3 protein-coding genes are annotated in these 2292 nt (G+C 58.6%); all 3 read right to left on the bottom strand.

Features of this window, described 5'->3' with window-relative positions; translation table 11 throughout:
* On the bottom strand, positions 1–281 hold a 281-nt coding region (locus tag VMV64_RS09960; protein ID WP_325329817.1), incomplete at its 3' end, for a type II toxin-antitoxin system RelE/ParE family toxin.
* Positions 278–502 carry an addiction module protein gene (locus tag VMV64_RS09955; RefSeq protein WP_325329815.1) on the bottom strand — a complete coding sequence of 75 codons (225 nt, stop codon included), beginning with the start codon at positions 500–502 and terminating at the stop codon, positions 278–280. The genes VMV64_RS09960 and VMV64_RS09955, both read right to left, overlap by 4 nt.
* Positions 503–512: 10 nt before the next feature.
* Positions 513–2129: a class I SAM-dependent DNA methyltransferase gene (locus VMV64_RS09950; protein WP_325329813.1), complete on the bottom strand. Its 1617-nt coding sequence runs from the start codon at positions 2127–2129 to the stop codon at positions 513–515.
* Between the last annotated feature and the right edge of the window lie 163 nt (positions 2130–2292).

Genomic DNA, 2292 nt, shown 5'->3' with positions numbered 1-2292 from the left:
GCCCAATAGGCTGGTCGGCGGCGTTGGTGCGCCACGGCGAGCACGATGATTTTCGTGGGCATTACGCGGTAGATGACATAGAAGGGAAAACGCTTCAATCCCGCCCGGTGAATATCGGGATCGGCGATCGTCGGGTACCTGTCTGGGGTGTGGCAAACACGCGCCATCAGAGCATCGAATTCAGCAATGTAGTCCGCGCCCAAACCGGGCAAACGGTTTTGGTAAAACGCGACGCTGTCATGATGCTCGTCAAACGCATCCGGGTGAAACTGGTAATTCATTTCAAAAGCAAGCGAACCGCAGCACTGGCCTCTTCGGCTGAAATGGTTTTAACCGCTCCGCTGTCAATTTCCGCCGAGCGCCGCAGCGCTTCGATGCGCCATGCTTCGGCGATTTCATCCTCGCTTTGATCTTCGAGGCTCAGCAACAACTTGTGCGCCAGCTCGGCGCGCTGCTGCATGGGCAAATGCAAGACGGTTTCTTCAAGTGTTTTAGTATTCATGGGTTCTCCTTCACGACAACAGCGATGCGACATTTTGAGCAATACGGTCTTGCAATTCCAGCGCCTGGGCGTTCAGCACTTCCAGTTCCTCGTTCAGGGTTTCGAGCTGTTCCTTGAAGTCTTCATCGCTGACTTCCTCGCCAGGCGCGACGCCGACGTAGCGGCCGGGGTTGAGCGACCAGCCCTGGGCTTCGATCTCGGCCAACGTCGCCGCCTTGCAGAGGCCGGGTACATCGGCATAGGCGGGTTTCTTGCCGAAGACTTCCTTGAGCTTGGCTTCGGCGTCACTGCCGCCGAGCGTGAGGTCGAGCGCCTCGCCGCGATACAGGCGGACGAGATTGGCGATGAAGCCGACCTGCGCCGCAGTCCAGTCGCGGTGGGCACGATCGATCTGCCGGTAGATGTGGCGGGCGTCGATAAACAACACTGTGTCGGCGCGCGGTGTCTTGGCCTTTCCCTTGTCGAAGAACCACAGGGTGCAGGGCAATGTGACGGTGTAGAACATGTTGGGACCGACGGCGACCATCACATCCACAGCCCGCGCTTCGATCAGCTTTTGCCGCAGTTCCTGTTCGGAGGAACGCGCGTCCGAGGCCGAGTTGGCCATGACGAATCCCGCCCGGCCCCGGACATTGAGCGAAGAGTAGAAAAGCTGAATCCACAAATAGTTGGCGTTGTCGGTGCGCGGCAATCCAAACGGGAAGCGCCTACCCGCGCCCACCATGTCCTTGAGCCGTTCCTTGTCTACCGCGTTGACGTTGAAGGGCGGATTGGCGAGGACAAAATCAAACTGGCCGGTGGCGTTGTGCGGGTCATCGTAGTAGCTATTGACGTTGCCGCCGTGTTTGATGTCGCCTTCCAGCCCATGCACGGCGAGGTTGAGGCGGCACAGCCGACCGGTTTCGTCGGTTTTTTCGACACCGCAGATGGCGAGTTCGGCGGCGGGATTTTTCTGGTGTTCGGCCACAAAGCGCGCCGATTGCACAAACATGCCGCCAGAGCCGCAGGCGGGGTCGAGAATGCGACCGTGGAAGGGCTCGATGATTTCGGCCAGCAGCCGGACGATGCCGCTCGGCGTATAGAACTCGCCGCCTTTCTGGCCCTCGGTACGGGCGAACTCGCCGAGGAAGTATTCGTAGATGCGACCAAAGGCGTCGTAATCGACCGTGGCTGGAATTTCGGACACTTTCTTCAGCAGTTCTTTGAGCAGGGTGCTGGTGAAGAGGTTGTAGGTTTTGGGCAGCACGCCCGCAAGCTGGGGATTGTGCTTTTCGATCTCACGCATGGCGGTGTTGACCTGCGCGCCGATGTTGGCGGCCTCAGGCAGCGTGAGCAGATAATCAAAGCGGGCATCGGGACTCAGATAGAGGATGCCTTCGGCATGATAGGCGGTGGGTTCATCGACCCGGCTACCGCGCCGTGACGACGCACCAGCGGCTTCGAGTTTGCCGCGCTGAAGGGCGAAACGCACTTCGGCAAAACGCAGGAAGATCAGCCCAAGAATGGGGCCGGAATATTCCTGTGCCTTCAGCCCCGAGTTGGCGCGGAACTGGTCGGCGGCATCCCACAGGCGCTTCTCCAGCGTGGCACTGGCGGTATCTTTTTCGGAGGGGGCGATCCAGTGCATGGTTAGTTATCTCTTGGTCTGTCCCTATTTACGGGGGTTAATCCACGACGGGTAGAGGTCTCGACTGTTCCACTCGATCCTTTACATACATCCCATCCTCAATACCCCGAGTTCCTGTCTGAATTTTACATGGTTAGTAATCCACTCAGACTCACTGGTCTTC

The organism is Sulfuricella sp. (assembly GCF_035531155.1).
Lineage (GTDB): Bacteria > Pseudomonadota > Gammaproteobacteria > Burkholderiales > Sulfuricellaceae > Sulfuricella.
Note: the sequence above shows the minus strand (reverse complement) of the source record. Positions and strands in the feature narration are given on the sequence as shown.

Excerpts from the sequence above, each read along its gene's own strand:
- VMV64_RS09950 (WP_325329813.1), bottom strand. The coding sequence starts at position 2,129 with ATGCACTGGATCGCCCCCTCCGAAAAAGATACCGCCAGTGCCACGCTG.
- VMV64_RS09955 (WP_325329815.1), bottom strand. The coding sequence starts at position 502 with ATGAATACTAAAACACTTGAAGAAACCGTCTTGCATTTGCCCATGCAG.